The organism is Falsiruegeria sp. JB4-1 (assembly GCF_055693495.1).
Map to the genome: position 1 here is coordinate 228,045 of NZ_JBVFTZ010000001.1, position 22,587 is coordinate 250,631.

Annotated in this window: 19 protein-coding genes and 2 pseudogenes; 12 read left to right on the top strand and 9 right to left on the bottom strand. The window is 54.7% G+C overall.

Features of this window, described 5'->3' with window-relative positions; translation table 11 throughout:
* The first annotated feature begins 16 nt into the window (after positions 1-16).
* From ACZ1HE_RS01170 to ACZ1HE_RS01190, 5 genes and pseudogenes are all read left to right on the top strand, one after another.
* On the top strand, positions 17-295 hold the full coding sequence (locus ACZ1HE_RS01170; RefSeq protein ID WP_472619212.1) for a (2Fe-2S)-binding protein: 279 nt from the start codon (positions 17-19) through the stop codon (positions 293-295).
* Positions 258-743: a bacterioferritin gene (gene bfr / locus ACZ1HE_RS01175; protein WP_472619213.1), complete on the top strand. Its 486-nt coding sequence runs from the start codon at positions 258-260 to the stop codon at positions 741-743. Before ACZ1HE_RS01170 ends, bfr begins: the two co-directional genes overlap by 38 nt.
* On the top strand, positions 703-2,241 hold the full coding sequence (locus tag ACZ1HE_RS01180) for a di-heme oxidoreductase family protein (protein ID WP_472624295.1): 1,539 nt from the start codon (positions 703-705) through the stop codon (positions 2,239-2,241). The genes bfr and ACZ1HE_RS01180 overlap by 41 nt, the downstream gene beginning before the upstream one ends.
* Positions 2,241-3,248, top strand: coding sequence for an imelysin family protein (locus ACZ1HE_RS01185; RefSeq protein WP_472624297.1), 1,008 nt, complete (start codon positions 2,241-2,243; stop codon positions 3,246-3,248). The genes ACZ1HE_RS01180 and ACZ1HE_RS01185 overlap by 1 nt, the downstream gene beginning before the upstream one ends.
* Before the next feature lie 223 nt (positions 3,249-3,471).
* Positions 3,472-4,328: pseudogene (locus tag ACZ1HE_RS01190) on the top strand (DUF1513 domain-containing protein).
* On the opposite strand, the gene ACZ1HE_RS01195 reads toward ACZ1HE_RS01190, so the two are convergent.
* Positions 4,315-4,863 (bottom strand): potassium channel family protein, encoded by a 549-nt coding sequence (locus tag ACZ1HE_RS01195; protein WP_472619214.1) that lies wholly within the window; start codon positions 4,861-4,863, stop codon positions 4,315-4,317. The pseudogene ACZ1HE_RS01190 and the gene ACZ1HE_RS01195 overlap by 14 nt on opposite strands.
* Before the next feature lie 42 nt (positions 4,864-4,905).
* Entirely contained in the window at positions 4,906-5,823 is a 918-nt protein-coding gene (gene trhO / locus ACZ1HE_RS01200; protein ID WP_472624299.1) for an oxygen-dependent tRNA uridine(34) hydroxylase TrhO, read from the bottom strand.
* Positions 5,824-5,995: 172 nt separating this feature from the next.
* On the opposite strand from trhO, the gene pncA reads away from it, so the two are divergent.
* The 3 genes from pncA (at position 5,996) to pncB (ending at position 10,234) form a co-directional block, all read left to right on the top strand.
* Positions 5,996-6,589, top strand: a complete 594-nt coding sequence (gene pncA / locus ACZ1HE_RS01205) for a bifunctional nicotinamidase/pyrazinamidase (RefSeq protein WP_472619215.1) — start codon at positions 5,996-5,998, stop codon at positions 6,587-6,589.
* A 75-nt stretch (positions 6,590-6,664) separates the two neighbouring features.
* Positions 6,665-8,902 (top strand): hybrid sensor histidine kinase/response regulator, encoded by a 2,238-nt coding sequence (locus tag ACZ1HE_RS01210; protein WP_472619216.1) that lies wholly within the window; start codon positions 6,665-6,667, stop codon positions 8,900-8,902.
* 42 nt (positions 8,903-8,944) lie between these two features.
* On the top strand, positions 8,945-10,234 hold the full coding sequence (pncB, locus tag ACZ1HE_RS01215) for a nicotinate phosphoribosyltransferase (protein ID WP_472619217.1): 1,290 nt from the start codon (positions 8,945-8,947) through the stop codon (positions 10,232-10,234).
* On the opposite strand, the gene ACZ1HE_RS01220 is transcribed toward pncB, so the two are convergent.
* From ACZ1HE_RS01220 to ACZ1HE_RS01250, 7 genes and pseudogenes are all read right to left on the bottom strand, one after another.
* Entirely contained in the window at positions 10,216-11,163 is a 948-nt protein-coding gene (locus ACZ1HE_RS01220) for a DMT family transporter (RefSeq protein WP_472619218.1), read from the bottom strand. The genes pncB and ACZ1HE_RS01220 overlap by 19 nt on opposite strands.
* On the bottom strand, positions 11,156-12,607 hold the full coding sequence (locus ACZ1HE_RS01225) for an aldehyde dehydrogenase family protein (RefSeq protein WP_472619219.1): 1,452 nt from the start codon (positions 12,605-12,607) through the stop codon (positions 11,156-11,158). The genes ACZ1HE_RS01220 and ACZ1HE_RS01225 overlap by 8 nt, the downstream gene beginning before the upstream one ends.
* Positions 12,608-12,652: 45 nt before the next feature.
* Positions 12,653-14,251: an ABC transporter ATP-binding protein gene (locus ACZ1HE_RS01230; protein ID WP_472619220.1), complete on the bottom strand. Its 1,599-nt coding sequence runs from the start codon at positions 14,249-14,251 to the stop codon at positions 12,653-12,655.
* Entirely contained in the window at positions 14,248-15,063 is an 816-nt protein-coding gene (locus ACZ1HE_RS01235) for an ABC transporter permease (RefSeq protein ID WP_472619221.1), read from the bottom strand. The genes ACZ1HE_RS01230 and ACZ1HE_RS01235 overlap by 4 nt, the downstream gene beginning before the upstream one ends.
* A gap of 88 nt (positions 15,064-15,151) precedes the next feature.
* Positions 15,152-16,099, bottom strand: a complete 948-nt coding sequence (locus ACZ1HE_RS01240) for an ABC transporter permease (protein ID WP_472619222.1) — start codon at positions 16,097-16,099, stop codon at positions 15,152-15,154.
* A 10-nt stretch (positions 16,100-16,109) separates the two neighbouring features.
* Positions 16,110-17,141: a ligand-gated ion channel gene (locus tag ACZ1HE_RS01245; protein ID WP_472619223.1), complete on the bottom strand. Its 1,032-nt coding sequence runs from the start codon at positions 17,139-17,141 to the stop codon at positions 16,110-16,112.
* 115 nt (positions 17,142-17,256) lie between these two features.
* Positions 17,257-18,688: pseudogene (locus ACZ1HE_RS01250) on the bottom strand (ABC transporter substrate-binding protein).
* A gap of 231 nt (positions 18,689-18,919) precedes the next feature.
* Between ACZ1HE_RS01250 and panB the strand changes: the two are divergent.
* The 4 genes from panB to ACZ1HE_RS01270 all read left to right on the top strand — a co-directional run bounded on the left by panB (position 18,920) and on the right by ACZ1HE_RS01270 (position 22,583).
* The gene (gene panB / locus ACZ1HE_RS01255) at positions 18,920-19,759 is read left to right on the top strand and encodes a 3-methyl-2-oxobutanoate hydroxymethyltransferase (RefSeq protein ID WP_472619224.1); all 840 of its coding nucleotides are present in this window, start codon (positions 18,920-18,922) and stop codon (positions 19,757-19,759) included.
* The gene (gene panC / locus ACZ1HE_RS01260) at positions 19,756-20,607 is read left to right on the top strand and encodes a pantoate--beta-alanine ligase (protein ID WP_472619225.1); all 852 of its coding nucleotides are present in this window, start codon (positions 19,756-19,758) and stop codon (positions 20,605-20,607) included. The genes panB and panC overlap by 4 nt, the downstream gene beginning before the upstream one ends.
* 69 nt (positions 20,608-20,676) lie before the next feature.
* Complete coding sequence (glpK, locus tag ACZ1HE_RS01265) at positions 20,677-22,155, top strand: glycerol kinase GlpK (RefSeq protein WP_472619226.1); 1,479 nt, start codon at positions 20,677-20,679, stop codon at positions 22,153-22,155.
* A complete protein-coding gene (locus tag ACZ1HE_RS01270; protein ID WP_472619227.1) occupies positions 22,152-22,583 on the top strand; it encodes a VOC family protein in 432 nt (143 codons plus the stop codon). The genes glpK and ACZ1HE_RS01270 overlap by 4 nt, the downstream gene beginning before the upstream one ends.
* The last annotated feature ends 4 nt before the right edge of the window (positions 22,584-22,587 follow it).

Below are 22,587 nucleotides of genomic sequence, written 5' to 3' on the forward strand. Positions count from 1 at the left end.
CTACGGACTACAAAACATGATCGTCTGTCACTGCACCAACATCTCGGATCATGAAATCCAATCTGCCATCGACTGGATGCGTGCATCTGATCCCGAAGCGATCATTACACCGGGCAAGATCTACCATGCCCTTGGTAAGACGGCGGATTGTGGCGGATGCATGCCGCTTTTCCTCGACACCATGCGATCCAACGTTAACCTCGAAGTACCAATGCAATTGCGGCGTTTGCGCGTCGCAACAACACAGGAGAGTAGTCATGAAGGGCGACGCAAAGGTTATCGAGTATCTCAATAGATCCCTGCGGCACGAGCTAACGGCGGTCAGCCAGTATTGGCTTCACTATCGTTTGCAAGAAGACTGGGGTCTGGCCCATATGGCTAAGAAAAGCCGCGAGGAATCCATCGAAGAGATGGAGCACGCGGACAGTCTGATTGAACGGATCATTTTTCTTGAAGGTCACCCCAACCTACAAAAACTGGACCCGCTGCGCATTGGCCAAAACCCGCGAGAAACTTTGGAATGTGATCTGGCTGCTGAAATCGACGCGCGTGCACTGTATGCCGAGGCCCGCGATTATTGCCGCGAAGCAGGTGACTACGTTTCGATGTCGCTGTTCGAAGGTTTGCTCAAGGACGAAGAGAGCCATATTGATTTCCTCGAAACCCAGCTGGATCTTTATGATCGGATCGGTGCTGAAAACTATGCGCTGCTCAACGCTGCAAAAATGGACGAAGGCGAGTAAATCGCTTGTCGGAGTTGCCACTCTGGTGGCGACTCCATGTTTCGCCGGGTCGCTGGACGATCCGCATCTTTCAAAAACTCCCAGAACGGAAATCGACTGGCAACGCATTCAGGCGGTAACGACGCCAGTGCGAGATTTTTCTGCAGCTGAGCCTCATGAGGCTTTGTCAGGTGGCGCTGCGTCTGTCTCTGCGAGAGCGGATGCAGATGCGTTTTCACAACCCTCGGGCAACATGAGCTTTGAACGAGAACTGGATTTCCGCTTGGGAAATGGGCTGTTCAAGAAACTCTGGGTTTCCTCGCCCTCTTCTACCTTGGCGTCCGATGGGCTTGGTCCATTGTACAACGCCCGGTCGTGCCAACGTTGCCATGTCAAGGATGGTCGCGGCCATCCACCAAACGGACCGGAAGACAACGCCGTTTCAATGTTTTTGCGCATCTCGATTCCAGGTGGCGCCGCTCCGCTTGAGATTGAGGATTACATCGCCACGCAACCTGACCCCGTTTATGGTTGGCAACTTCAGGACTCCTCACTGCCGGGCCACTCGTCTGAATACCGATTGGACGTGACTTATACTGAGGTTCCGGTCGAATTGTCGGGTGGCGAAGTCGTTTCATTGCGACGGCCAGAGTATCAGGCAACCGATCTTGGGTACGGTCCGTTGCACCAAATGGCCATGCTCAGCCCCCGGGTGGCACCGCAGATGATTGGCCTTGGTCTGCTTGAAGCCATACCCACACAGGACATTCTGGAGAATGCAGACGAAGACGACGCAGATGGTGACGGCATTTCCGGACGTGCCAACATTGTGTGGTCTGTTGAATTCAACAAGCCGATGTTGGGTCGATTTGGCCTCAAAGCTGGATCTCCAACAGTTAATGAGCAATCTGCGGCAGCCTTCTCGGGTGACATAGGAATTTCGACGTCGCTGTTTCCTGACCCATGGGGCGAGTGCACGGTAATGCAGAACGCATGCCGCAACGCACCGCACGGCGATAATGATGTCCGTGAATTCGAAGTTGATGACGAGGCAATGAACCTTGTTACGTTCTATAGCCGCAATTTGGCTGTGCCATCTCGCCGAGGCGAAGGTTCACCAAAAACCTTGCGTGGCAAAAAGGTGTTTTACGAAACAGGTTGCATTGCCTGTCACACACCCAAGTTTGTGACCCATCGCCTACAGGGCCAACCGGAACAGAGCTTTCAGTTGATCTGGCCCTATTCTGACTTGCTGTTGCACGACATGGGGCCTGGATTGGCTGATGGACGGCCCGAGGCACGGGCGACCGGTTCTGAATGGCGAACGCCCCCTTTGTGGGGAATTGGACTTACACGGCAAGTGAGCGGCCACACGCAGTTTCTCCATGACGGGCGCGCAAGGTCGCTGCTGGAAGCCATCCTTTGGCATGGGGGAGAGGCTCAGTCACAACGTGATGCTGTAGTAGCCATGCCAAAACCTGACCGTGATGCCCTTATCCGCTTTTTGGAGAGCCTTTGATGTTGAAAATTTGCGCCCTTGTTTCTGTTTTGGGAGTAACGGCGGCCGCAAGTTGGGCCAAACCGACTGACGAGGTTTTGGACAATCATGTGTTGCCGGGCTTCAGTGAATTGGCTGTCACCAGCTCTATTCTGGCCGAAGTTTCCGACCAGGAGTGTGACGCGAATTCAGAGCAATTGCGCGAGGCTTTTTCGAATGCCTTTGATGCTTGGATTCAAGTTAGTCATTTACGGTTTGGGCCAACTGAAACAGACAATCGCGGATTTGCACTGGCGTTCTGGCCGGATAGCCGCAGCAGTACACCCAGAACGCTTATGTCACTGATCAATGAAGAAGATTCTGTAGTCGACGATCCCAAGGCGTTCGCATCCGTATCGATCGCTGGCAAAGGTTTCTATGCGCTGGAATATTTGTTGTATGATGACCGCATTCGCGAAACAGGATCTGAAACCTATAGGTGTCGATTGGTTCAGGCCATCGCAACAGATATCGCGAGAACTGCACAGGACATCAATTCGGATTGGCGTGACGGATACGCGGATCAGATGCGTGAACCGCGATCGGGAGGTTTATACCAAAACACTGATGAAGTGCTGCAGGAATTCTACAAAGCGCTCACAACAGGGCTGCAGATAAATGATGATATGCGCTTGGGGCGACCCTTGGGGACTTTTGACAAGCCGCGTCCCAATCGGGCCGAAGCGCGCCGTTCCAACCGATCGCTGCGGCATTTGCAGATGTCTCTCGTTGAATTGCACGAGCTGGCTGGGAAGCTTGCCGTAGGAAAGCCAGAAATAGAGTCTGAATTGGACGCAAGCTTTGCAGCGGCGATCAAAAAGTCGAAAATGCTAGATGATCCCACCTTCTCAAAAGTGGCGACGCCGTCTGGGCGCATCCGGGTAGAGGCATTGCAGCAATCAGTTTCTGATGTGCGCTCGACAGTGACACAGTTCTTAGGACCTGCCTTAGGGGTATCTGCTGGTTTCAATTCACTGGACGGGGACTGACATGGCGACGCGACGCGGGTTTTTGACCGGGTTGGCGGCGGCTGGAATACTGCATCAACCCAGCTGGGCAGCTGTGGGCAAACCCGTGTTTCTATCCGCTGCGCGCACGAACGATGGTGCTTACGTTCTATTTGGCATCACAGGCAATGGTGATCCGGTTTTTCAGATTCCAATCCCAGATCGAGGCCACGCCGCCGCGGCGCACCCTGAAAGGGCCGAGGCGATGGCATTTGCACGAAGACCGGGCCGATTTGCGATTGCTTTAAATTGCCTGACAGGCGCGATTCTTGCGCGGCTGACAGCCCCTCAGGGGCGGCATTTTTATGGGCACGGCACCTATTCTGCTGACGGGCGGTTTCTGTATACCACCGAAAACGACTTTGAAGGTGCGCGCGGGATTGTCGGTGTATGGGACACGGGCACCTTTAGAAGAGTGGGAGAGTTCCCTTCGGGGGAATCGGCCCGCACGACATTTTACTGGTGCCAGATCAGGACGTTCTGGTCGTAGCCAATGGCGGTATTGAAACCCATCCTGATAGCGGGCGGGCCAAACTGAACTTGCCGTTTATGAAACCGAACCTGACTTATCTGTCGCTTGATGGCGATATCATTGAAAAAGCGGAACTTTCGACAGACTTTCACATGAACTCCATCAGGCATCTGGATGTACGCAAAGACGGCTTGGTTGGGTTTGCCACTCAGTGGCAAGGTGACCGATCTCGCAGCCCTTCGGTTGTCGGTCTGCACAAACGGGGCACCGAACCAAGGCTGTTAGCAACCACGCAATCCCAGAACCGCGCAATGCATGGCTACGGCGGCAGCGTCACTTTCTATGCTAATGGTTCACGCATCGCGGTGTCCTCGCCCCGTGGTGGAATTGTTCAAACAGGTGATGTCGCAACTGTCCAGGTGGATCATGATCAATCGATGCCGGACGTTTGCGGATTGGGTGTTTCGCAGGGAGCGTTGCGGGCGTCCACGGGAAACGGGGCTTTCTTCGACGTAGGGCAATCTGCAACGCGACTTAGCCAGTCAAATCTGGCGTGGGACAATCATCTGGTGAAAATCAATCGAAGTTGAACCGTTTTTGCGCGCGATGAGAGTAGACGCCAACGGCAGCGGCAACAAACAAACCCAACAAGATGTAGCCAGTTATGGCTTCAGCTACTGCTAAGCCGCGGCATGTTCCGACAGGTCGCAAATCGCCGAACCCAACAGTCGTGAATGTAACGTAGGAAAAGTATAACACATCCATCGCGGTTTTTGCCCCGACGATGCAAAGATCGAAGTACCCAAAAGATCCATACACCGCTGCAAATAGGAAAGGCACAACCTGAATAAACGAGACACCCATCAGCAACAGTTGATGATGAGGGGACGAAATTCGGGTCGCGTAGATCCAGATCTGACAGATCATCCAAACCGTGAGCCCGAAGGTGGCCCAAGATCCGATAGTGTTGCCTGCTGTATCTTCGTTCAAATGCGTCAGGGCATAGAAGGCCGCAGTACTAACAACGACCAATGCTGCCGATCCAATCAAGGTCGGACGCCACCATTCCAAGTTCATTTCCTGTTGCGTCATCGATCCTGTCTCTGTCAGCTGAAATTGGTTCACAGCCTAGCCGTGTCACAAAATTTGGCAAACAAGATAAGGAGTTCACTTGGGTATCGGTTCGCTTCCAAGATGCTCTTCGCCTCGCTTCCTGGATAGAGCAATCTGCTTTTGACGTTCGCGAAAGCGTGCCTTGTCCGCCTCGGTCGTTTCGGTCACGCACCTGTGGCAGGACACTCCGGTTTCGTATTCCGGACGTTCCATATCCTTGGGCAAAAGTGGCCGCCGACAGCCATGGCAAAGAGTGTGTGGTCCCTCTACCAACCCGTGGCCGACCGAAACGCGATTGTCGAACACAAAGCATTCGCCTTGCCAAGTGCTATTGTCTGAAGGCATTTCCTCGAGGTAGCGAAGAATACCTCCTTTTAGGTGATAGACGTCTTCGACCCCCTGCCCCAACAGAAAATTGGTCGACTTTTCGCAGCGGATGCCACCCGTGCAAAACATGGCTACGCGTTTATTGTGAAAGCGATCCTTGTTCTCTTCCCACCAGGCAGGAAATTCCCCGAAACTAGTCGTCTTAGGGTCTATTGCGCCTTCAAATGTACCGATCTCGACCTCATAGTCGTTGCGTGTATCGATCACGACGACGTCGTCGGATCGGACCAGGTCATTCCATTCTTCAGGCTCGACATAGTGACCGACACGAGCGACCGGATCCACGTCCGGCTGGCCCATTGTCACGATCTCTTTCTTCAAGCGTACTTTCATCTTACCGAACGGGGGGTGATCGCTTGTCGCCTCTTTCCACTCCAGATCCGAACAACCTGGCAGGCTCCGGATGTGAGTTAACACGGCATCGATGCCAGTACGTGGACCGGCGATAGTGCCATTGATCCCTTCCTGTGCCAGCAGCAGAGTGCCTTTGACCTGATTGATGTGGCACAACTCCAACAACGCAGGTTTTAAGACTGCGGGATCCGGGAAGCGGGTGAAGTGATAGAGAGCGGCAATCGTGTACATATCCTGGGCCATAAATCCATGTTCCATTGGGTGCAAGGGGCCGCAGCGCCCTATTTTCAAGGATGAAATGTGTAAATTGTAGGCATGTTATTTCGCGAAACAAAGGCTGGAGGCCGTTTGCAAAGCCCGGATGGCAGGTTACACCTTGAGCATCCGCAACAGGAGGATGCCTATGGGAAACGCGCTGATCATCATTGATGTCCAAAATGACTTCTGTCCCGGTGGTGCGCTGGCCGTCGCAGGAGGGGATGAGATCGTACCCGGTATCAACGCGCTCATCCCGGATTTTGATGCCGTGATCCTGACACAGGATTGGCATCCGGCAGGGCATTCCTCGTTCGCCAATTCCCATGGGGGACGCATACCTTTTGATGTCGTCGAGATGCCGTACGGAGCGCAGGTTCTATGGCCCGACCACTGTATTCAGGGTTCGCAAGGCGCCTTGTTTCACAAGGACTTAGACACCATGGGTGACCTGATCATTCGCAAAGGTTTTCGGCGTGAGATAGATAGCTATTCGGCCTTTTTCGAAAATGATCGGTCGACGCCGACAGGACTGGAAGGGTATCTGCGGACCCGTGGAATTTCCAAACTGACGTTGGTGGGGTTGGCATTGGATTTTTGCGTTAATTTTTCGGCCGTCGACGCAGCAGGCCTGGGATTTGATGTCACAGTTGATCGCACCCATTGTCGTGCCATCGACATGAATGGCTCACTCGCAGCGGCAGAAATGGCAATGCGCGACGCTGGAGTGACGCTGGTCTGAAGCGCTGGTTGCAATTTCTTAACTGACGATCCGTTACCAATTGAACAATGGTGATCATTGTTCCAAGGGCGGATCATGCCTGAAAATTCCTCGTCGGACGTCGGCCGACTGGACGCGTATGAACGACAATACAGCCGCAGGGGGCTGATGATCCGCTATGCGCGGGGGCGTGTTGCGAACTTTTCCGCACGTCAAATTCTGACGGTGATTGGTGGCATTGTTCTGGGCACTCTGAACAGCCCGGCTCAGGGGGTTCTTGCAATCAGCCTTGCGTTGTCGGGGGAAGCGTTAGATTGCCTATATTTGCGGCGCGCTGAACGTTTGATCGCAAGTGGGGAAGCCTTTCAAAGGGTTCGTGCATTGAGCACCGCTACTGCTGCCATTCAGGCAGCGACAATTTCCGTTTGCGTCATGATGGCTTGGCTGGGTCCGGTAACTGGAGTTTCGCCGTTGTTTTCGGTGGCATTTTTGGCGGGCGCAGCAATTAATGCGGGTCTTGTTTTACCATTTCATCGTCCGGCGGCCACCGCGCGGCTAATGGTATACGCTATGACCGCTATTGGTCTGTTCGCCTATGATGCTGTCACCGTCCAGGGATACAGTTCGGTCCTGCTTATGAATTCGGTCGGTGCTGCGATGCTGGCTTATATGGTGATGCTCTTTCTTCAGTTTATTGTGAGGGGATTCCACAGGCACAAGCGATCCACATTCGAGTTGACCAAGCAGGGGCGCGACTTGACAAAAAGCCAAAAGGAAGCCGAGCAACTGTCTCTTGTTGCCCGAAATGCGAACGACAGCGTTATCGTATCCGGTCCAACAGGCAAGATTGTTTGGGTTAACAATGCCTTTTCGCGGATAACAGGCTACTCTTATGACGAAGCCATAGGATGTAGACCGGGTGACTTGTTGAATGGTCCGGATACCGACCCCGACACAGTAAGAAACATCCAAGACGCGATTTTGGACGGAAAACCTTTCCGCGGCGAAGTTCTGAATGTGACAAAGGGTGGCCAGTCGATTTGGGTCGAGACAAACCTTGTACCAGTGCTGGATGATGACGGTCAGGTTGAAGTGGCCGTGGCCGTTGAGCGAGATATAACCTTAGCCAAATCCCATGCTCGTGAGATGTCTGCTGCCCGGGAAGCTGCAGTAGAGGGCGCACGCGCCAAGGCTGAATTCTTGGCGACGATGAGCCATGAGATTCGCACCCCGATGAATGGTGTGATCGGGATGACCGATCTGCTGTTAGAGACACGCCTGAATGCCGAGCAACAGCAATACACGGAAACAATCCGGAGTTCAGCCCGAGCGTTGCTGACAATTATCAATGACATTCTGGATCTCTCCAAGCTGGACGCGCAGAAAATGGCGTTGAGCTATGTGGACTTTGATCTTCTGCAATGTTTCGAAGAAACGATCCGGTTGCTTCAACCTCAGGCACGGGAGAAAGGGCTGGATCTGCGCCTTATCATCGAGGGAGACATTCCGAACATTGTGCACGCCGACGACGGCCGCATGCGACAAATCCTGATCAACCTGATTGGAAATGCAATCAAGTTCACCGAGACGGGGGTAACCGTATCGCTTGCTGCCAATCGATGGGGTGAGGGTCACATGCTCTCGGTCGAGGTTACAGATACCGGTATTGGGATACCGGCAGAAAAAGCCCAACAAATTTTCGAACGATTTTCACAGGCCGACGCGGCGACCACGCGTCTATACGGTGGGACGGGACTGGGGCTGACGATTTCTCAGGAACTCATACAAATGATGGGTGGCGAAATTCGCGTGGAATCAACCGTTGGCGAGGGATCATGTTTCGCAGTGGAGTTACCGGTGGGACCCGATGTCGAAGAAGACTCGGGGCCTTCGAAAACGGAACAGCACCTACGCAATAAGATGGAGGTTTTGGAAGGAAAAACTGTCCTGGTGGCCGAGGACAACAAAATCAATCGACTGCTCATGGAGAAGTTCCTGGTCGATGTCCCGATTGAATTGAAGTTTGCGTTTGATGGTCAGCAAGCGGTCGATCAAGTTTCTGACCAGTGTCCTGACCTGATCTTCATGGATATGTCGATGCCGGTTATGGGGGGGATCGAGGCGACAGAACGCATTCGGGAAATGGACGGGCAGCAGCCAGCGATCGTGGCATTGACTGCAAACGCCTTCGACACGGACAAGGCAGCCTGCCGCAAGGCAGGCATGAACGACTTCCTCAGCAAACCCGTTCGACGTGCAGATTTGATCGACTGCATGATTGCTCAACTGAGTGTGGATCAAGATGCTGAGCAATCAAATTGCGTCGGCGACTAACGTGGCGTATCCATATCTGAGTCAATACGACGAGGGTTGCCCGTGGATATCGCTACACGCGTTTATAATCACAAATGGAAGATCGATCCGATCGTCCGTTCATTGATCGACACTGATTTCTATAAACTGCTGATGTGCCAGTCGGTGTTTCGCAATCGACCTGAAACGGATGTCACGTTCTCACTTATTAATCGCTCGACACAAATTCCTTTGGCAGATTTGATCGACGAAGGGGAGCTTCGTGAACAGTTGGACCACATCCGGTCGCTCCGGCTAAGCCGTGGGGAAAGTACCTGGCTGCGTGGCAACACTTTTTACGGAAAGCGGCAGATGTTCCGCCCCGATTTCATGGAGTGGTTTGAGGGACTGCAACTGCCGCCCTATCACCTGGAGCGGAAGGGTAACCAGTACGAACTGACGTTCGAGGGAAAATGGCACGAAGTCATGTTGTGGGAGATTCCCGCTCTGGCCGTTCTGATGGAGCTAAGGTCCCGCGCCGTGATAAACGAAATGCGGCGTTTCGAACTACAAGTCCTCTACGCCCGTGCAATGACGCGAGTGTGGGAAAAAATCGAAAGCTTGCGAGGCATTGATGGCCTGAGTATCGCGGACTTTGGCACCCGCCGTCGCCATAGTTTCCTGTGGCAGGATTGGTGCGTCCAAGCGATGATGGAGGGTCTGGGCAGCAGCTTTACTGGCACTTCCAACTGTTTGATTGCCATGCGTCGCGAAGTCGAAGCGATTGGCACCAATGCTCATGAATTGCCAATGGTCTATTCAGCTTTGGCGGCAGGCGATCAGGCTCTGGCGAAAGCCCCTTATGACGTTCTCAGCGATTGGCACGAAGAACATGATGGTAACTTGCGGATTATTCTGCCGGACACATACGGAACAAAGGGATTTCTCGACAGCGCACCGGATTGGTTGGCAGGTTGGACGGGAATTCGCATCGACAGTGGCGATCCTGCCTCAGGTGCGGAAATTGCGATCGATTGGTGGACTTCACGTGGCGAAGACCCGAAACAAAAACGCGTAATTTTCTCAGACGGTCTGGACGTGGACAAGATCGCGGAACTGCACCAGCAGTTTGCAGATCGGGTCAATGTTTCGTTTGGTTGGGGCACGCTTCTGACCAATGACTTCCGCAAACTCGTACCTGATGATGGGCTGGCGCCGTTCTCGTTGGTTTGTAAAGCTGTGTCGGCGAACGGTCGACCAACGGTCAAGCTTTCGGACAATCCAGAGAAAGCCATGGGTCCTGAGGACGAGATCGAAAGATACAAACGCGTGTTTGGCGTGGGAAAACAGCAATCCTATGAGGTTTTGGTCTGAACCGCTCGCCTGCGTAGTCTCTGCTCACGCCAGATCACCAGTAACCCTCCGGCAATGATCAGGATCGAGCCGGGGAACAGATCCTTCCATGGCGCTTCGTCAAACACCAGCCAGCCCGCGACAAACGCGATCGGGATGCCAAAGTAACTAAATGGGGCAAGATTGCTTTGCTCCGTCATCCGGTATGAAACGACAAGACACAGCACAGCTGTACCACCGAACATCCCCATCGCGACAATCCAAAGAAGATCCTGGCTCGAGGCGATTGGCGAGAAGCCACCAGCAAACATAGCCAAACCAAAGGCCCCGAACAGGGCGGCGACAACGGAGTAGAGATTTATCAAAGGAGAGGGAACATCAGGGTCCATCTTGCGTGCCGTGACACCAGTCAACGCGTACATGAACGCAGCTGCCAGAGGTGCCATTGCATCCATTCCAAAGCCGTCATCCGTTGGGTTCATGACCATGATCACCCCAATAAAGCCCAACAATACGGCGAACCATCGGACCATTCCCACTTTTTCACCCAACAAGGGCACGGCTAAGGCCGTCATGAAAATCGCGTTGGAATAAGAAATGGTAGTAGCGGTCGCAAAAGCCATCACCCCCAGCGAATAGTAGAAACAGAACTGGGCAAATGTGACAAATACCCCTCGCATTAGACCCAGTTTCCACTGTCGCATTTTCCAGGGTCGCCCGCTGCGATGCCAACTGGCCGATGACCAAAGAGCAATAATACTGGGAAAAATTCCGAAGAAATTTCGATACGCTGATAGTTCTGCCGCAGAGTACCGAGGCGACAGATATTTGATTATCAGACCCATGATGTCGAACAACGTCAACGCCAGCAACGACAGCAGGATGGCAAAGATCAGATTGTCCTTGTGGCCTTGCGATGAGCCCGCCGCCGCCGCCGCATGTTCACCCATGGAACGCTGCGACAGTTTTTAGTTGAGAGAACCCATAGAGGGCTTCAAAGCCCTTCTCTCGCCCGTGTCCTGATTTCCCGACACCACCAAACGGAAGCTCGACACCCCCGCCTGCGCCATAGTTGTTGATAAATACCTGCCCTGCGCGCAGTTGCTTGACCAATCTCATCTGACGCGCACCATCTTTTGTCCAGATGCTGGCAACAAGGCCATAGTCTGTGGAATTGGCGATCTGAATTGCCTCTTCCTCAGAGTCGAAAGGGATCAGAACCTGTACAGGGCCAAAAATCTCGTCCCGGGCCAATGGATGATCAGCAGGGACGTCGGCAAATAGGGTCGGCCTGACATAAGCACCTGTCGAAGGGGCGTGATCCGCGATTTTTCCTTGCGCAGCACGTGTAAGATCCGCACCCTTTTCAAGAAATTCGGAAACGATTTCTTTTTGCCGGGCAGAGATTAGCGGCCCAACCCTCAAATCATCCTTTGCCGGTCCAACGGTAAGTTCCTCATACGCATTGATCATCGCTGATTTGACCGTTTCATAGACCTTGCGCTGGACCAGAATGCGAGACGACGCCGAGCAGGTTTGACCTGCATTTTGAATTCCTGCATTTACCAGAAACGGCAAAGCAGTCTCTAAATCAGCATCATCAAACACCAGCTGAGGCGATTTTCCACCCAATTCCAAAGTAACAGGCACCACATTCCGGCCAGCGGCTTGCTGAACCAGAGCTCCTGTCGCGACGGAACCGGTGAACGAGATGTGATGTACCCCCGGATGAGCAGAAAGTGCTGCACCTGCTTCGGCACCGACACCGGGAACCACGTTCAAGGCCCCGGCGGGTAATCCGGCTTTGACCGCTAAATCGGCAAAGGCCAATGCGGTAAGGCAGGCTTCTTCGGCGGGTTTTAAAACTGCAGCGTTTCCCATGGCCAAGGCTGCGCCAACCGAGCGGCCGATGATTTGCATTGGGTAGTTCCACGGCACGATGTGTCCGGTAACTCCATGGGGTTCTCGCAGGGTATAAACAGTGTATCCGTCAAGGTAGGGAATGGTATCGCCGTGGATCTTGTCTGCAGCACCACCATAGAATTCGCAGTACCGAGCCAAGGCGATGGCATCCGCGCGAGCCTGGGTTAATGGTTTGCCGACATCTGCAGCCTCGATCGCTGCCAGTGCATCGACATGATCCAGTACAAGTTGCCCTAACCGGGTCAGGACACGACCTTTCTCAAAGGCGGGCATTTTGCCCCAATCTTCTGATAGGGCCTGTTCTGCTGATTGTACGGCTGCGTCGATGTCCTGCGGTCCCCCGCGTGCGATCCGGCAGATTTCAGACCCATCTGACGGGTTGATCAAGGGCAACGTGTTACCCGACGCCGGAGCACGCCATTCGCCACCAATCAGGCACAAGGTTGGATCGAACCATAAATTCAAAGACATGCTAGACCCTCGTGATAAGTCAAATTCGTTTGAAACGGTGGATGCTCAACCCACGGTCCTTGCGATTGAAGGAAGCCGGGGCGCTGCGGCAATCAACGCCTGAGTGTAGGTATGTTGAGGATTCGAGAACACCTCTTCTGTCTCACCTTGTTCTACAATCTTTCCGGCTTTCATGACCATGACCCGATCCGTAATCGTGCGCACAACGCTGAGATCATGGCTGATAAACAGGTAGGTTAGCTTATAAGCGCTGCACAACTCAGCCAGAAGATCCAGGATCTGCGCTCGGACGGATACATCTAGGGCGGAAACGGCTTCGTCAAACAGGATCAATTCTGGCTTGATGATCAGAGCGCGCGCAATCGCGATGCGCTGTCGTTGCCCGCCAGAAAACTCGTGAATGTATTTCCCGGAATCATCTGGCGACAGACCCACCGCGGTCAACATCTCGGCGATGCGATCACGGCGTTCAGAGACCGTTAGAGGCGTTTCCAGAAGGTGAAACGGTTCCGTGATCAGTCGTTCAACTTTGTGACGTGGGTTGAAGCTGCCAAAGGGGTCTTGAAAGACGACCTGCATCTTGCGCCGTACATCCAAATTTGGCGCATGACCGGAAAATACCGGGTTCCCATTCAGTAGAATCGAGCCCTGTTGTACTTCTTCAAGGCCCAAAATTGCCCGAGTTAGTGTCGATTTTCCACATCCCGACTCACCAACTAATCCAAGACGCTCGCCTTGATTGAGCGCAAAGCTGACGCCGTCTACAGCCCGATGATATTCGGGTTTGGCGAACAAACGGTTTTTTGGCTTACGATAATCCCGAACAACGTCCGATACGACCAGCAATGGTTTAGAACCCTTCACTGCGGGCAGTGACACCTGATGGTTCGAAGCCTGAAACAACATGCGAGTATAAGGGTGTTGCATGTTCTGTAGCAAATGCCGGGTGTGACCGGTTTCAACCACTTCACCGTGACGCATGACAACGATGCGGTCTGCCAAATCAGCGACAACCGCCAAATCATGCGTGATCATCAGCAGTCCCATACCGTATTCCGTTACCAGACCCTTTAGCAGGTCAAGGATTTGAGCCTGAGTTGTTACATCCAGAGCTGTTGTCGGTTCGTCCGCGATCAGTAAACGTGGGCGAAGTGCGATCGCCATTGCAATGACTACACGTTGTCTCTGGCCACCTGACAATTCGTGTGGGAAGCGGGACAATGGGAACGTGGTTGGCGGTAAGCCCACGCGTGTTAAAACCTCTTTTGCCCTTTCCTTAGCTTGTTCGGCGGGCATTGCCTTGTGGATCAGAATGGTCTCCATCACTTGATCACCGATGGTTTTCACCGGATTCAGTGCGGTCATAGGCTCTTGAAAAACCATTCCGATAGACTTGCCCCGGAGGCCACAGAGGGACGCTTCGGACATCTCGGGAAGGTTCTGTTCGTCAAGTGAAATCGAACCCAATGTCTGTGCTGCTTCTGGCAGCAATTGCATGACTGCAAGCGCAGTAAGTGACTTGCCCGAGCCACTTTCCCCGGTAACGGCCACGATCTCACCGGGCTCTATCGACAGATTGACGCCCTTTAGAATGTTGGTTGCGTTGATCGACAATGACAGATCTTTAATGTCCAACAAACTCATGAACGTGCCACCCGGATGCGAGGATCAAGCCAATCGCGCAGCCCGTCTCCCATTAAATTCAAACCCAGAACCGTGATGATGATGGCAAAACCCGGTATCAAAGCCAGATGAGGGGCAAAGCTGACCATGGTTTGTGCATCAGCCAGCATGCGGCCCCAGCTGGGGGTAGGTGGCTGTGCTCCCAACCCGACATAGCTCAATCCTGCCTCTGCAAGAATTCCCAGGCTGAACTGAATAGTGCCCTGTACGATCAGCAGGTTGGCTACATTTGGCAAAATATGTTCTGCCGATATGCGCGCGGCTCCTTTGCCAGCTACACGGGCTGCCATGATGAATTCGCGCTCCCATAGGCTCAGGGCGGCACCACGGGTAATGCGGGCAAAGACGGGTATGTTGAAAATACCAATGGCGATGATGGCATTCACAGCGCCTGCTCCGAAAATCGCCGTGATCAGAATGGCGATCACCAGCGAAGGAAAAGCAAAAACCAGATCATTGCCGCGCATGATCACCTCGTCCAGCCAAGACCCCTTTCTGGCGGCGGCGGTCAGGCCTAAGGGAACGCCAATGGCCATCCCGATGCCTACGGCGATTAGAGCCACGGCTATAGATGTGCGGGCTCCAACCATGATCATTGCAAGCATGTCGCGACCAAAGTGATCGGTTCCCAACCAATGCGCGGTGGTCGGTGGTTGCAATTTTTCGGTTATGTTAATCGCTGCGTGGTCGTAGGGCGTCCAGATGAATGACACGGTGGCTGCCAGGATCACCAATGACGACAACGTTGCTCCCAGAACCAGATTGCGATTCATCTGTTCCCCCGGGTTGATGATGGCAAGGGTGAATGGGCGCCACGGCAAGAACCGGTGATGCGGCAACTCGGTAGGGTGGGTTGATAGGTCATGTCCTGCTCCTGAGGCGGGGATCAACGGCGGCGTATGCAAGATCAACAATGAAATTGACCGTGATAACCGCAAAAACCAGCAACATCACAACGGATTCGACAACGATCAGATCGCGGGAAGAGATCGCCTGAAAGACCAACCGTCCAAGACCAGGAAGATAGAATACTTGCTCAATGATAATTGAACCGGCCAGCAGAAAAGAAAATTGCAGGCCAATAATTGTCAGAACCGGGATCATTGCATTGCGCACCCCATGCCGCCAAAGCGCTTGTCGACGGCTGAGCCCTTTGGCTCGGGCGGTTCGCATGAAATCCTCTCCCAGAATATCGAGTAGCGCAGAACGCATGACGCGGGCCAGAATTGCGGCCTGTGGCAAAGCCAACGCGATGGCGGGCAACGTCAGGGAACGAATCCCGGCTCCGAAACCTTTGTCCCATCCAGCAAAACCACCAGCATTGAACCAGCGCAGATTGATTGCGAAGACCAGGACCAGCATCATCGCAAACCAGAAATTGGGAACAGCAACGCCCAATTGGGTAGCCCCCATTACGGCGACATCACCGGGTTTGCCTCGTCGTGATGCGGCATAAATCCCAGCAGGAAAGGCGATCAACGTGGATAGCGTCAGCGCGTAGAGGGCCAAAGGCAGTGACACCCACATCCGGTCCGCGATCATCTGCGACACCGGTGTACGATAGGTATAGGATGTGCCGAAATCCCCGGTTAGCATCCCTCCGACCCAAGAAAGGTAGCGTTGAGTTTTGGGTACATCCAAACCCAATTCCGCGCGCAAAGCGGCCAACGTATCCGGTTGTGCGTTTACACCAAGCATAAACGATGCGGTATCTCCTGGCGCCACTTCGATGACGGCAAATATCACCAGCGAGGCCACTGCGAGGCTGATGATCAAAGACATCAGGCGTTTGAGCGTATAGCGCAACATCAGTGCAAACTCAGCTCACGACTAGATAGTTCGTGATGGCAAATCCGACGATGGCAGCATACCCCAGAGGGTAGATCCATTTGATCGCGTAGTTGTCGAGTTTTCTGGCGACGTGTTCTCGACCAGAAGCTTTGAGACGCCTTAACATCACGTTGAAAATGATAATTGCGCCAGTCATCACGAACATCCACTGCAGAATGAAGTCCAGGAAGGTCAGATATCCCAGCTTGGGCAGGTCATCCGAGATCGCCCAGTTGAATGCGACAAAAACCAGCAGGTTTGCTCCAGCAATCTCTATCCTCTTGCGGTACTCGTCCAAAAAGAACAGGGCCCAGCTACACGCCACCAGCACCAGCATCGGAAGGAAAATCCGAATGGCGTAGTACATGACGTGCCTGCGCCCTTCGAATGCCAGCGCCGCTTTGGCGCTTTCAAGACCGGACAATCCGGTTGTGGTGCTCAACTGCATGTGGGCCTTTTCGAGAATCCACTCTTCTTCACCGAGGAGGTTTCCCAAGCCAGAGTGTTCTTCTAGAACTTTGTATTTGACCACATCTGACGGGTAGACCGAGACGATTTCGAAAAAGAACTGTTGATGATCGAACGGGTACTTCTTGAAGTTGAAATAGGGCGCCTGCAGGGTCAAAGACGATTTTTCGAGGTAAGTCACTTGACCAGAGTGGTGAATCGCAACGACAGATTGGTGAATCCAGCGATTGGATTGCTGGTTCTGAATGACAAATGCAGGGACAATCGTTGATCGTTCAGAAGCGTGTTGCACAAAGGCTTCGGGCTTGACGATGCGAACGTCTCGCCCGATGTCGTTTCGGTTAAAGGAAAGTGCGGGGTCAAGCCAGCTGGCGCGAATTGTTACCACAGCTCCGAAGTTTTCCGATTTCTGATCAACAAACGAGATCTGATCGATGTGAATGCCGATCCCAACTTCCAAGGGATTATCTGGCGTTCCAACAAGGTTGTCCATTTCCGAGTGGAACAAACCCTGCGCCGAACTTGTCGGTGCAGTCAGAAACAGCGTCATCATGAAACATGTCAGTAAGCCCAAGGGCCTGAGAATACGTAAGAGGTTCATGTTGATCGAATCTAAGAAACTAAAAGTAAGACCGGGCCTGACAGCAGGCCCGGTAGGTTTGTAGAGATTACTCGGCCCAGCTTACAGCTGTCAGATCGTTCGCAGCTGTTGGAGCATTGACCCATAGCCCCTGAACACCTGCTTTGGCGACGCTCAACGCAGCCAATTGGAACAGATAGCCGTTCACATAATCTTCTGAGATCATAGTCTGCGCCTGACCCAATAGCTTGGTTCGTTCATCCGGGTCGGTGGTTGAGTTCAAAGTGGTCATCAGCTCTTGGAACGCAGGGTTGTCATACTGGAAATAGTATTCAGGTCGAGCATAGATGCCGATGTCCATGGGTTCTGTGTGGCTGACGATGGTCAGGCCAAAATTCTTGCCCCGGAACACGGTTTCCAGCCACTGCGCCCATTCGACATTGGTGATTTCGGCTTTGATACCAACCTCGGCCAACTGCGCTGCGATGATCTCACCCCCGCGACGGGCATAGGACGGCGGCGGCAGATGCAGAGTGGTTTCAAAGCCATCGGGAAAGCCTGCTTCGGCCAGCAGGGTCTTGGCTTTATCGGGATCGTAGGTCGAGTTGCCGGTCAGATCGACATAAGCCGGGTGATGCGGGGCAAAATGGGTGCCGATGGGCGTGCCATAGCCGAACATTGCCCCATCCACGATGGCCTGACGGTCAATGGCATGGGCAAGCGCCTGACGCACGCGCACATCATCAAACGGAGGCTGTTTGTTGTTGGTCGACAAGATCGTCTCACCCTCGGTCGAGCCGACAAGGACACTGGAAACGGGGATCAGCCTCGAATTGGGGTAGGTTTTCGGGCGCCGGGAAGCCACTGAACACATCCACATCCTCGGCCATGACGGCAGCAAAGGCTGCCGTGGGATCCGAGATAAACTTGAAAGTGGCCTTTTCCAGCGCCGGTTGCTCGCCCCAATAGTCGGCGTTGCGTTCCAGGTCGATCTTGTCGCCCTGCACCCAGCCCGCGAATTTGAAGGCGCCGGTGCCGATAGGATTGGTTTTGATGTCGTCGATACTCTCGGGTGCGACGATCACCGCATCACCCCAGGCCATGTTGAACAGGAAATTACCGTTGGGCTCTTTAAGCGTGACTTTGACAGTCAGCGGGTCAACCACAGCGACGTCGGTGATCCCCGCAAACAGTGCCTTCTGCGCGTTGGCGCTGTCTTCGGCCCGGGCGCGGTCCAGGCTGAATTTGACGTCTTCGGCGTCCATTGTGGTGCCATCGTGGAAGGTCACTCCATCGTGCAGCTTGAAGGTATAGACCGTGCCGTCGTCCGAAATTTCCCAGCTTTCAGCCAGGCCCGGCACGATGGCGCCATCGCCCATGAAACGGGTCAGGCCCTCGAACACGTTGGTGTAAACAACCGAGTCGATCGCCTGCGCTGCCGCACTGGTTGGGTCCAGGTGGGGCGGTTCCAGTTGCATCGCGACGGTGATGTCCGACTTGGCGATGGCCTGTGTAGCCATCAGGCTGACGCTCAGCGCCAAAGCTGCTCGAAATGTGTGTTTGAATGCGTGTCCCATTATGTTCTCCCCAGCAATATCTTGCTCGCCCGATCCGGGAATCTGGCGGCCTGACCCTCACTGTTTCCTTAAACCTTGGGTCAATCAAGGAAATGTTGGCGCAACCGGTCTTTATGTGTGCGGTGCAGAAATGCTATGCCGCGCCGCAACATAATACGCCCGCAGGAGGGAACCATGAGTGCCACCGCCCGCAAGAAAGCGCCAAATGCCGAAGATATCCGCGCCCGAAAAGGGGGCGAACCGCTGGTAAGTCTGACCGCCTACACGACGCCGATGGCGCAGTTCATGGACGCGCACTGCGACTTTGTTCTGGTGGGCGACAGCGTTGGTATGGTGCTGCATGGGCTGACCTCGACACTGGGTGTGACGATGGACATGATGATCATGCATGGTCAGGCCGTGGCGCGTGGACTGTCCAGCGCGATGATGGTCATCGACATGCCGTTTGCCTCCTACGAAGAGGGACCGCAGCAAGCATTTCGCAATGCGGCACGGTTGATGGCCGAAACGGGTGCCGGGGCGGTCAAACTCGAAGGCGGGGTGGAAATGGCCGAGACTATCCGCTTTCTGGTCAAGCGTGGCATCCCGGTGATGGCACATATCGGCCTGACGCCGCAGTCGATCAACACCCTTGGCGGATACAAGGTCCAAGGCCGCGATGCGCAGGCTGAGGCGGTTCTGGCCGATGCCCAGGCCGTTGCAGAGGCAGGGGCGTTTTCGGTGGTGCTGGAGAAGGTGCCCCAAAAGCTTGCAGATCAGATCACTGCCGAGATTGCCATTCCAACCATCGGTATCGGTGCCTCCGCAGGCTGTGACGGTCAAATTTTGGTGGTTGACGACATGCTGGGCTTTTTCACCGCGTTCAAACCGAAGTTCGTCAAACGCTATGCCGATTTGGGCGACCGGGCTGAGGCCGCGATTGCGGAATACGCCGCTGAAGTGCGGGCGCGCAGTTTTCCGGCATCGGAACATGTTTTTGCCGACACAGCACCGGAAAAGGGAAAATCGAAATGACCGCCCCGATCCTGCGCTCCCTCGCGGAACTGCGCGACCTGACAGCCACCTGGAAACGTGCGGGCGAAAGCATCGGCGTGGTGCCCACCATGGGCGCTTTGCATGCAGGCCACCTGTCTTTGGCCAAGGCTGCGCGCGATGGCTGTGACCGGGTGATCGTCACGATCTTTGTGAATCCCAAACAGTTCAACAATCCCGAAGATCTGGAAAATTACCCCCGAACCGAACATGAGGACGCTGAGAAGCTGGCGCCTTTGGGCGTTGACGCGATCTATGTGCCCGCCCCTGACGAGATTTATCCCAGCGGCTTTGCCACCAACGTTTCGGTTTCGGGTCTGACCGATGTGATGGAGGGCGAATTCCGCCCCGGCCACTTTGACGGTGTGGCAACTGTGGTGGCGAAACTGTTCCTCCAGACGTCTGCCGATCGGGCCTATTTCGGACAGAAGGATTATCAGCAACTTATGCTGGTCACCCGCATGTCGCGCGACTTGGACATCCCTACCGAAGTCATCGGCTGCCCCACCGTGCGCGAACCTTCTGGCCTTGCTATGTCCTCGCGCAATCTGCGCCTGTCGGACGAAGGGTTGGTTAAAGCCGCGCAACTGAACCCGATCATGCAAGAGGTGGCACAAGCTCTGGCCCAAGGCGCGTCGTTTACCGATTTGGCAAAACAAGCGCGCGACAATCTGGAACAGGCTGGATTCACCGGCATTGAATACTTCGATCTGCGTTGCGCAACCTCGTTGGAGGCTTTGGACACCCCAACCCGCCCGGCACGGATGCTGGCGGCAGCTTGGATGGAAGGCGTGCGCCTGATCGACAACATCGAAGTGCCCTCGATCTGATTTCTAGGCTGGAACGTTTCCCTTCGCTCGGGCTAACCTCGCCGAAAATACAGCGGGGAGCGCGCGGCAATGACCTATATTCTTGCAATTGATCAGGGCACCACATCCAGTCGGGCAATCCTGTTCGACGGTGACATGACGCGCGTGGGCACGGCGCAGCAAGAGTTTACGCAGCACTTCCCGCAAGCCGGATGGGTAGAGCACGATGCCGAAGAGATCTGGTCGACCACTCTGTCGGTCTGCCAAGAGGTGCTGGCCAATCATGGTGTCGGCCCGGACCAGATCGCCGGGATCGGCATCACCAACCAGCGCGAAACCACCGTTTTGTGGGACCGCGAAACCGGCAAGCCCCTGCACAATGCCATCGTCTGGCAGGACCGGCGCACCGCGTCGATCTGCGATGCGTTTCGCAGCGAGGGGTGCGAGGATGATATTGTCGCCCAAACCGGCTTGCTGCTGGACCCTTATTTCTCTGGGACCAAAGTCAAATGGGTGCTTGATACAATCCCTGGTGCGCGAGAGCGGGCGGAGCAGGGCGGGGTGCTGTTCGGTACCATCGACAGTTTCCTTATCTGGCGGCTGACCGGGGGCAAAGTGCACGCCACAGATGCCACCAACGCAGCGCGGACCTTGCTGTTCAACATTCACACCGGTGAGTGGAGCCCCGAGATATGCGATCTGTTGCACGTGCCCATGGCCATGTTGCCCGAGGTGCGGGATTGTGCGGCGAACTTTGGCTCGACCGAGCTGTTTGGCGGATCAATCCCCATACTGGGCGTGGCTGGCGATCAGCAGGCGGCAACCATGGGGCAGGCTTGTTTCCAGCCGGGCATGATGAAATCCACCTATGGCACGGGCTGTTTCGCGCTGCTCAACACTGGATCGGATCCTGTTGCGTCGAACAACAGGTTGCTGACGACGATTGCCTATCAGTTGGATGGGCAGCGGACCTATGCGCTTGAAGGGTCGATCTTTATTGCGGGCGCAGCCGTGCAATGGCTGCGCGACGGTTTGGGCATTATTGAAAGCGCGCCGCAAAGTGGCGAGCTGGCGGCGCAGGCCGACCCCGCACAGAACGTGGTGTTGGTGCCGGCCTTCACCGGCTTGGGTGCGCCCTATTGGAAACCGGACTGTCGCGGCGCTGTGTTTGGCTTGACCCGCAACTCAGGCCCGGCCGAATTCTCTAAAGCAGCCTTGGAAAGCATCGCCTATCAGACGCGTGACCTGTGGGAGGCGATGCAGGGCGATTGGGGCAGTGACGCCGATGTGACCTTGCGCGTGGATGGGGGCATGAGCGCGTCTAACTGGGCGATGCAGGGGTTGTCGAACCTGCTGGGCGCGTCGGTGGATCGTCCGGTGATGCAGGAAACAACGGCCCTTGGCGCTGCTTGGCTCGCTGGGATGCAGGCGGGGGTCTACCCCGATCAGGCAGGTTTTGCCGAAACCTGGGCGCTGGATCAGCGGTTTGATCCCAAGATGGCTGAGGCTGACCGCGAAGCGGCCTACGCCCGTTGGAAAGCTGCAGTGGCAGCGACCATGGCGTTTTGAGGTTTTCACACCTCAACATCGTGGCGCGGGACGTGGACAAGCTGGCCGCGTTCTACCGGCAGGTTTTTGGCTGCTGCGATCTTCGCTCACCCCGAACCCTTTCCGGTTCGGTCGTGGATCGTGGGATAGGTCTAAGCGGAGTAGAGATCCGCTCGATCTGGTTGTCCATGCCAGGCAGTGATGAAGTGTTTCTGGAGCTCTTCCAGTTTGCCTCATTCAGTGATGGATTCGTTGGACATGCGAACACTCCGGGCTTCGCACACATGGCCTTTGAAGTGAGCGATCTGAAGGGTATTTGCGACGCGATCACCGAGGCCGGTGGGTCCGCCTTGGGCGAGATCGCCAATCTTGGCACTGATAAGAACCCCTATCTGGCGGTTTACATGCGCGATCCCGAAGGCAACATCATTGAGCTCGGGCAGCATTAGTCAG

What these genes read in the sequence shown, in the direction of transcription:
- panB (WP_472619224.1), top strand. Translation starts at nt 18,920, where the DNA reads ATGAGTGCCACCGCCCGCAAGAAAGCGCCAAATGCCGAAGATATCCGC.
- ACZ1HE_RS01235 (WP_472619221.1), bottom strand. Translation starts at nt 15,063, where the DNA reads ATGAATCGCAATCTGGTTCTGGGAGCAACGTTGTCGTCATTGGTGATC.
- ACZ1HE_RS01180 (WP_472624295.1), top strand. Translation starts at nt 703, where the DNA reads ATGCGCTGCTCAACGCTGCAAAAATGGACGAAGGCGAGTAAATCGCTT.
- ACZ1HE_RS01220 (WP_472619218.1), bottom strand. Translation starts at nt 11,163, where the DNA reads ATGGGTGAACATGCGGCGGCGGCGGCGGGCTCATCGCAAGGCCACAAG.
- panC (WP_472619225.1), top strand. Translation starts at nt 19,756, where the DNA reads ATGACCGCCCCGATCCTGCGCTCCCTCGCGGAACTGCGCGACCTGACA.
- ACZ1HE_RS01170 (WP_472619212.1), top strand. Translation starts at nt 17, where the DNA reads ATGATCGTCTGTCACTGCACCAACATCTCGGATCATGAAATCCAATCT.
- ACZ1HE_RS01225 (WP_472619219.1), bottom strand. Translation starts at nt 12,607, where the DNA reads ATGTCTTTGAATTTATGGTTCGATCCAACCTTGTGCCTGATTGGTGGC.
- ACZ1HE_RS01245 (WP_472619223.1), bottom strand. Translation starts at nt 17,141, where the DNA reads ATGATGACGCTGTTTCTGACTGCACCGACAAGTTCGGCGCAGGGTTTG.
- glpK (WP_472619226.1), top strand. Translation starts at nt 20,677, where the DNA reads ATGACCTATATTCTTGCAATTGATCAGGGCACCACATCCAGTCGGGCA.
- bfr (WP_472619213.1), top strand. Translation starts at nt 258, where the DNA reads ATGAAGGGCGACGCAAAGGTTATCGAGTATCTCAATAGATCCCTGCGG.
- pncA (WP_472619215.1), top strand. Translation starts at nt 5,996, where the DNA reads ATGGGAAACGCGCTGATCATCATTGATGTCCAAAATGACTTCTGTCCC.
- ACZ1HE_RS01240 (WP_472619222.1), bottom strand. Translation starts at nt 16,099, where the DNA reads ATGTTGCGCTATACGCTCAAACGCCTGATGTCTTTGATCATCAGCCTC.
- ACZ1HE_RS01185 (WP_472624297.1), top strand. Translation starts at nt 2,241, where the DNA reads ATGTTGAAAATTTGCGCCCTTGTTTCTGTTTTGGGAGTAACGGCGGCC.
- ACZ1HE_RS01210 (WP_472619216.1), top strand. Translation starts at nt 6,665, where the DNA reads ATGCCTGAAAATTCCTCGTCGGACGTCGGCCGACTGGACGCGTATGAA.
- ACZ1HE_RS01230 (WP_472619220.1), bottom strand. Translation starts at nt 14,251, where the DNA reads ATGAGTTTGTTGGACATTAAAGATCTGTCATTGTCGATCAACGCAACC.
- trhO (WP_472624299.1), bottom strand. Translation starts at nt 5,823, where the DNA reads ATGTACACGATTGCCGCTCTCTATCACTTCACCCGCTTCCCGGATCCC.